Consider the following 6,509-nt stretch of genomic DNA (forward strand, 5'->3'; position numbering starts at 1 on the left):
GGGAGTACGTGGGCAGGGGGAAGGATGGAGTGGGCGTTATAGGCCACGATCCACCCCCAGACAGGCGGCGCTACGCGCTCGGCCTACGTCTGGGGGGGGGGTTACCACGCTGCAAAAGGTGGTGGTTTCGATTTTGCTGATCTGTAGGGTTATACTGTTCATGTTCTTTCCTGGTTGGGTCAGGTGAGGACCACGGCAGAGAGCCTGAGAACTGCTCTGCAAGTGGCGTTGATGGGTGGATATTGCCACCTTTTGCGCTGCGAACCAAACGCCATCACCGAGCGCGGCGGTGGTTGCCAAGGCCTCCAAGGGAAACCTTGGGGGCCTTTGTGCGCCTGCAAGGTCTACCAAACCACCATCGAGCCATCACGCTGGCTGGCAAAAGGAGCGCAAGATAAAGGGTTCACAGTGGCCTGGGATGCTCTGATTTGGTTTACTTGCAATGGGTCCGCTAAGGTCGCCACTGGGGAACAGGTATCCAGCCAACATGACGGCTTCACCTATTTGTCTCATAACGGCCCCTCACCGGAAGGTAGGGAACCCAACAGAAGCAGGCCATCCGTCCAGCCGTGGGCCAGGCCCACGAGACAGAAGGATGCATAAGGTCTGACAACCGGACCGGTCACTGTGATAGGCCAAAAAATTACATGCGAGTGTTGCACTTCAAAGTTGAAACCGCCCCCGCAGCCCGCCATAGAGTAACCGTACCCCTGGTGAATAGTTACATTTTATTTTAGTCGCAGGAGATCGTCATGAAACGAGTATACATAGAGGACAATTGGCCAGAGTCTTGGAAAGATTCATATCAATATGACCTACAAGAGATTTATGGAGAAATTAAAAATCGTGGATATGCATACGCCTACGATAACCGCCGACATTTCGCACTCAGCATGCTTACCGAAGTGCTAGAGCCTGGTGCACGTGTATTAGATATTGCTGCCGCTCAGGGAAATTTCTCACTAGCCATGGCGGAGCTTGGATACGATGTGACATGGAACGACTTGCGAGAAGAATTAGCTGATTACGTAATAAAAAAGCACGAGAATGGCGCCATCTCGTTCTCTCCTGGAAACGCCTTTGATCTTAAATTTTCTACCTTATTTGATGGAGTTTTAATCACCGAGGTTATTGAACATGTTGCTCATCCTGATGATTTCCTGGCAAATACCGCTAAACTAGTTCGGCCAGGTGGGTACATAATTATGACGACTCCAAATGGGGAGTATTTCAGGAATAGACTTCCAAAATTTTCTGAGTGCGAGGATCCCACAATATTTGAATCGATTCAGTTCCGGCCGAACGCTGACGGGCATATTTTCTTACTTTATAGAGACGAAGTCGAATCATTCGCTGCCGATGTTGGGTTGCGCATTGATCGTTTCGCGTTGTTCAACAACCCGCTAACAAGCGGTCATGTGAAGTTGAACGTGCTACTCAATGCGCTTCCAAAATCGGTCGTCGCGGCCTGCGAGGGTGTTACACAACGCCTTCCGGTGCCGCTAGCTTCGAAGATATCCGCACAAATGGCGGTACGCTTTCAGAAGCCAGCTACAAATTGAGATCCAACAAGGCTATTCCGTAAGGTAGAGCTGTTGCCATGAATATAAATGATCGATTAGAAACGAACATCAATCCAAATCCAACTCGTGGCAATGAAAATCCAAGAATTTCGATTGCCATGGCTACTTATAATGGTGAAAAATTTATTAGGGAACAACTTGATAGCCTTGCAAAGCAAACAATATTACCGTTTGAGCTTGTAGTCTCTGACGATGGCTCTACCGATCAGACAATTCAGATCGTCCATGATTTTGCAAAAACGTCACCATTTCCCGTTCATATTTATATTAATGATATTAACCTGCATTATACTGGAAATTTTCTAAAGTCAGCTTCTTTATGTCACGGCGAGATAATTGCATTCTGCGACCAAGATGATATTTGGGAGGAGAGGAAACTGAAGGAGTGCATAACGAAAATATTATCAGCTAAGGCTGACTTAGTGTTACACGAAGGACGGATTATTGATCGCTATGGACATCCGACTACGAAAAAGGCTCCCGATCTCTCCGATAGTTCTAAGTGGAGTTTTCCGCCGCCACCCAACAAGATGTTTGGTAAGACGCTTGGTTTTGCAATGGTTGTGCGGTATAAGGTTATAGAGGAATTATTGAAGTGGTGGGATTGGGACGAATATATCTCATTGCGGAAAAAGCATGGTTCGCCTTTGGGGCATGACATATTGGTTTACTCATGCTGTATTGGAAAGAGGAATATTGGTTTTATAGAAGATGAGTTAGTGCGTTATCGTGTACATGGCGGGAATGTTTGCGCAAGAGCTAGTATTACGCAAGGGTACTTAGATAAGTTCAAGTATTTTTTTCGTTATTTGAAGTTTGATATGAAAAAATATACTGAACAAGGAGAGAAATTGGCTGCTGAAGCAGTGTTCCTGCGCGCATATTTAAAACGAGCAACAAATACTAAATTCATTGGGCTCGAACAGTTGGCAGACTGGTTTGATCAGCGCGCCCGCTTATGGATTAAGCGTTCAGAGGTATACGATAGAAGGCGGTCGAAATTAAAGCGGTTAGGGACTGTAGCATATTTGTTGTATTCTGGAAGTTATGTTTCTTCGAGGGAACATAAACTTGGAATCAATGCCTTGATGAAAGATATCCTTGTTGGAAGTCTAATGCCTTTTCAGGGTAAAGAAAAGTAGTGATAGGGGGTGGTTTCAGGTTTGAACCACAACACCACCTGCAGATATTTTGTCTCTCTACCAAACGACCCTTTGCCGGACACCCCCGCCGAGGCTTGCGCGGCCAGCATCGGCGGGGGCCGCCTGGCGGTTGTTGGACACCTGGGCGAAAAGATGGGTTGTTGGACGCAACATTAGCTAGGCCCCCAGTCCACTCCCCGGTCGAGCTTGCGCCTCAGCCACTCCCCAACTGTTCGCGCAGCCGCTTCAATTGCTGCTCTAAGGCGCTCTGCGAGGCCTGCTGCTCGTTCCACTTCTCGATCATGCTCTGATTGCTGTTCCTGTAGCTGTTGATGCTCGTTTCTAAGCTTTGCATCCGCTTCGATAAGGCTTCGTAGTTCCTGGTCATGGTTTCCAATCGCTTCGTGGTTTGCTGCAACTGCTCGCTCAAGGCGTCCAATGCAGTCATCAAGCGCGTTTCGATCTCGGTCATCTTCCGCTCCTGTTATGGCTGGAGTTTCGCTGCGTCTAGCGTCTTTCCGTTTCTTTTTACGGTGTATCCCAGTTGGATGCTCGGTGCTTCGACGTACCAGACCCCCTTGAGATGGATCAGGTGAACCCCCTGCGGAAGGCTCTGCAACATCGTTTCCAGGCGGGTCTTTTCGATCCGCAACTTCTCGACCGTATCCAGCTTCCAGTGAATGTACCCCCACAAACCGAAGATCGTCAGGACGACCAGCATCACTGACGCTGCCGCGCTCCAAAGGAACATCCCGCGCGCTATCCGCCGCAGGTTCTGCAGGTCTTCCTGGATATCGCTGACGGCGGTATGCAGCGAGCTTTTCAAGCTGTTGCTCGAATCGTTCGCGAGCTTCTCCAGCTTTTTCTGCATCAATGACGCCGCCTCGCTCAGGTCGGCTTCCATCTTTGCGTTCAGCCGCTCTCCCAATGCTGAGGCATGTTTCGGGGGTGAAGTCTGAGCCATAGATCGCTCCTTTTAACCGGTATCGGTTTCCTGTACTTGGGTCGAGGACCGTCAGGTAGTCCTTGCCCTGTCTGGGTACTTCCAGGCCCGCTTCCTGCAGGCTTGCGACAATATCCTGTCGGTTGCGTATCAAGCCGGCCTCGATCTGCTGGGCCAGGTACCGGGTGATGAGCTGCTTGGGGTCCGCCTCTACCTCCAGGCCTGCACGCAAGGCCGTGGCGTCCAGCAAGGCCGTGAAGCCGGGGCTTTGCAGCCGTGCTCGGGCCGGGTCGTCCGGCCGGGACCAGCCCTTTTCCCAGTTCCAACGGTCCCGGATGGCATCAAAGGTCCGCTCCCATCCGGGGGGCGCTACGTTGAAGCTCTTGCCGGTCTCCAGGTCTACCCGCGCAGCCAATACATGCACATGGCAGCCACTGCCTTTCTCCCGATGCAGTACCGCCGTCCAGGCCAGGCGTGATGGATCATCGAGGCCTTCCGTGAAGGCTTTCTCGATGTCCACTAGCACCCCGGCTATCTCTTCGTCCGTGGGCGCATCTTCTGGTGCCCAGGACACTACGCCGGAGGTGTAGCGATGCACGAAGTCCAGACTATCCGCTACCTGCCCTACCAGGGTGGGATTGCCGCGCAATACGGTGACTTCTTCCCGGGGCGTTCCTTTATGGTCCGTGTCGCCCAACAGGTACTCCACGGCCCCCCTGCCGGACCCTTTGCCGTGCTTCAGGAATTTGATGTGCATCGGTCCAGAATCTCTTGCAGATGCTGTTCGATGTGCAGCAAGGGGATCAGCACCGATGCTTGCGTATAGGTTCCTCCTGAGTTGAGATGCCGGGCTATCTGATTGAGGTTGTTGCCCAGCGCGGCTACCTCCCGGATTAGCTGCGGATCGGCTTCCGGCGCAGGGCGGCGCTTCGGCATCTTCGCCGGCGTGGGCTTGCCCGTCTTCACCGCTGGCACTTTGTCGGTGCCCACCTGCATCCGCACCCAGTCGGACAGACTCAGCCGCGAGGCCTTCGCCGCTGACTTCCAGGATTCCGCTACCTTCTCTGGCAGGCGAAACGCTATCCGTTTGTCCAATGCTTCTTGGGCCATCCGCTCCTCCGCGCTCTTGGGGGTTCAAAGGGGGCTTGCCCCTTTGCCAGACTCCGGAGAATCTTCCGCTAGGAAGTTCGACGGGTAGGCTGGCTATATACACTTATGATAGCAGAATTCATAGCAGAATTCCCGGGTTTTGCTTGCTTGGCGACATGGTAAGCGATGATGGTTCCTGAGACCTCGCCATGCCCAAGACTGGGGGCTATCTCTTGCGGACCCGGTACGCGGGTACGGCGCTCAGGTCGATGATGCCCCGGTCCTCGATCTCCGGCGCTTCCCGTCTGGCCCGTCTCCGTTCCCGATAGGCGGCGCTGGCCGCCCGTTGCGCTGCCTTGCGGTCCTCGTGAACCCGTGGCCTGCCTCTTGGCTTGGGTGCCGACCAGGTGTGGTCTAGTGCCAGTTGCTCAGCGGCGGGGCGCTGCTTCTTGGTCTGTTTCTTGGCAGTCATGGGCGGTTTCCTTGTCTCATCCATGCCTTTATTATATATGACGGTAATATAAAATATAAGAATTAGATATGATCGTCATATTTAATATCAACCCCCCTACCTGCCGGTCGCCAGCCACCGCCGCCCAGCCCGCCCCCATCGCTTGATGACAAAGCAGCGTCGGCACTACACGGCTGCATCCAGAGGCGGACGGCCACCGGGCCGCCGCGCTCCGGCGAGGGACCCGCTGCGTAGAGTGGGACGGAAAGCGCGGGTATCCGCCGAAACACCGCCGCCAAGGCCCCAAATTTGCCCTCTGAGCGATCCTGGGGACAGGGATGGGGAAATGGTCCCACTCATCCACAAAATCGCCGGATAAGGCTGTGCATGGACCCGGCAATACCCCGCCAGATTCAGGAATCGGCGCTGCCTCCAAAAGTGGCATCCACCGGTCAGAAGCTATCGGTCACTGTGACAGGCCTGGCCCTCTCCCCCGCGCCCCCTCTCCCATCCGTGCCGGTCTTTCCGTATCACTTCGTAGCAAGCATTCCGCCCTCTGGGCGGTTGCGGGAGCGTCGATCGATTTGCAAGCAAATCGCCCGCCACTCCTCGCTGCACTTGTTACCTCTATTTTTTCTGACTCCAGCCTGTAGGCCCTTCGGGCCTGGGAGACTACCCTTGTTATCTACGTGCTTTCTGATACCGGTCCAGAGCTGAGGGAGGGAGCAGGGCAAGCCTCACCCTAAGGCTCTAGGTTTGATTCCTAGATACCTTAGGGCTTGGCCCATCGGATACCGGCCCGTCGCGTCGGTCGGTCGCTTATGGGGCAATGCAGCCAGTGCTTGCTGCATCACAGCGAGATTCAGGGATGCACTCCCCCCTTTGGCAGGTTCTCGCCGCCAGCGCGGGGCGGCTCATTTGTTGTCCGCCGCCGTTGTTGCGGATGATTCCCCGCGCTGGCTACCTCTCTGTCCGGCTTTCCAAAGGTTCCCCATCCTAGCCGGTTGAATATGACACGGGGCGCCGGATCGGGCCGTCTGTCACGACAGGAGCTAGTCAGATTCCCCGCCGTGACCCTGGGACGCATGTGCGCCTCCCGTGGCTATGGACGCATCCATAGCAGGTGCTACCCCCCTAGGGCGGGGCGCGGGAGGGCCTGTAGAGGGCACAGGAACGCCCTACGGGGCGCGCTTGACGTGCCGGGAGTACGTGGGCAGGGGGAAGGATGGAGTGGGCGTTATAGGCCACGATCCACCCCCAGACAGGCGGCGCTACGCGCTCGGCCTACGTCTGGGGGGGGG

Annotated in this window: 7 protein-coding genes; 2 read left to right on the forward strand and 5 right to left on the reverse strand. The window is 54.5% G+C overall.

What is annotated here, in order from left to right:
- Positions 1-36: 36 nt before the first annotated feature.
- Positions 37-162: a hypothetical protein gene (locus RTI30_RS11625; protein WP_312283809.1), complete on the reverse strand. Its 126-nt coding sequence runs from the start codon at positions 160-162 to the stop codon at positions 37-39.
- A 590-nt stretch (positions 163-752) separates the two neighbouring features.
- Here RTI30_RS11625 and RTI30_RS11630 point away from each other — a divergent pair.
- Entirely contained in the window at positions 753-1,562 is an 810-nt protein-coding gene (locus RTI30_RS11630) for a methyltransferase domain-containing protein (protein ID WP_312283810.1), read from the forward strand.
- A 38-nt stretch (positions 1,563-1,600) separates the two neighbouring features.
- The gene (locus RTI30_RS11635; RefSeq protein WP_312283811.1) at positions 1,601-2,725 is read left to right on the forward strand and encodes a glycosyltransferase; all 1,125 of its coding nucleotides are present in this window, start codon (positions 1,601-1,603) and stop codon (positions 2,723-2,725) included.
- 214 nt (positions 2,726-2,939) lie between these two features.
- On the opposite strand, the gene RTI30_RS11640 is transcribed toward RTI30_RS11635, so the two are convergent.
- From RTI30_RS11640 to RTI30_RS11655, 4 genes are all read right to left on the reverse strand, one after another.
- Complete coding sequence (locus tag RTI30_RS11640) at positions 2,940-3,197, reverse strand: hypothetical protein (protein WP_312283812.1); 258 nt, start codon at positions 3,195-3,197, stop codon at positions 2,940-2,942.
- A 12-nt stretch (positions 3,198-3,209) separates the two neighbouring features.
- A complete protein-coding gene (locus RTI30_RS11645) occupies positions 3,210-3,689 on the reverse strand; it encodes a hypothetical protein (RefSeq protein ID WP_312283813.1) in 480 nt (159 codons plus the stop codon).
- 717 nt (positions 3,690-4,406) lie between these two features.
- Positions 4,407-4,778, reverse strand: a complete 372-nt coding sequence (locus RTI30_RS11650) for a MobC family plasmid mobilization relaxosome protein (RefSeq protein ID WP_312283814.1) — start codon at positions 4,776-4,778, stop codon at positions 4,407-4,409.
- Between the two features lie 205 nt (positions 4,779-4,983).
- Positions 4,984-5,229 (reverse strand): hypothetical protein, encoded by a 246-nt coding sequence (locus RTI30_RS11655; protein WP_312283815.1) that lies wholly within the window; start codon positions 5,227-5,229, stop codon positions 4,984-4,986.
- Positions 5,230-6,509: the final 1,280 nt, after the last annotated feature.

Origin of the sequence: Candidatus Igneacidithiobacillus taiwanensis, assembly GCF_031962545.1 — a bacterium.
Taxonomy (GTDB): Bacteria; Pseudomonadota; Gammaproteobacteria; order Acidithiobacillales; family Acidithiobacillaceae; genus Igneacidithiobacillus; species Igneacidithiobacillus taiwanensis.

Excerpts from the sequence above, each read along its gene's own strand:
- RTI30_RS11625 (WP_312283809.1), bottom strand. The coding sequence starts at position 162 with ATGAACAGTATAACCCTACAGATCAGCAAAATCGAAACCACCACCTTT.
- RTI30_RS11630 (WP_312283810.1), top strand. The coding sequence starts at position 753 with ATGAAACGAGTATACATAGAGGACAATTGGCCAGAGTCTTGGAAAGAT.
- RTI30_RS11635 (WP_312283811.1), top strand. The coding sequence starts at position 1,601 with ATGAATATAAATGATCGATTAGAAACGAACATCAATCCAAATCCAACT.
- RTI30_RS11640 (WP_312283812.1), bottom strand. The coding sequence starts at position 3,197 with ATGACCGAGATCGAAACGCGCTTGATGACTGCATTGGACGCCTTGAGC.
- RTI30_RS11645 (WP_312283813.1), bottom strand. The coding sequence starts at position 3,689 with ATGGCTCAGACTTCACCCCCGAAACATGCCTCAGCATTGGGAGAGCGG.
- RTI30_RS11650 (WP_312283814.1), bottom strand. The coding sequence starts at position 4,778 with ATGGCCCAAGAAGCATTGGACAAACGGATAGCGTTTCGCCTGCCAGAG.
- RTI30_RS11655 (WP_312283815.1), bottom strand. The coding sequence starts at position 5,229 with ATGACTGCCAAGAAACAGACCAAGAAGCAGCGCCCCGCCGCTGAGCAA.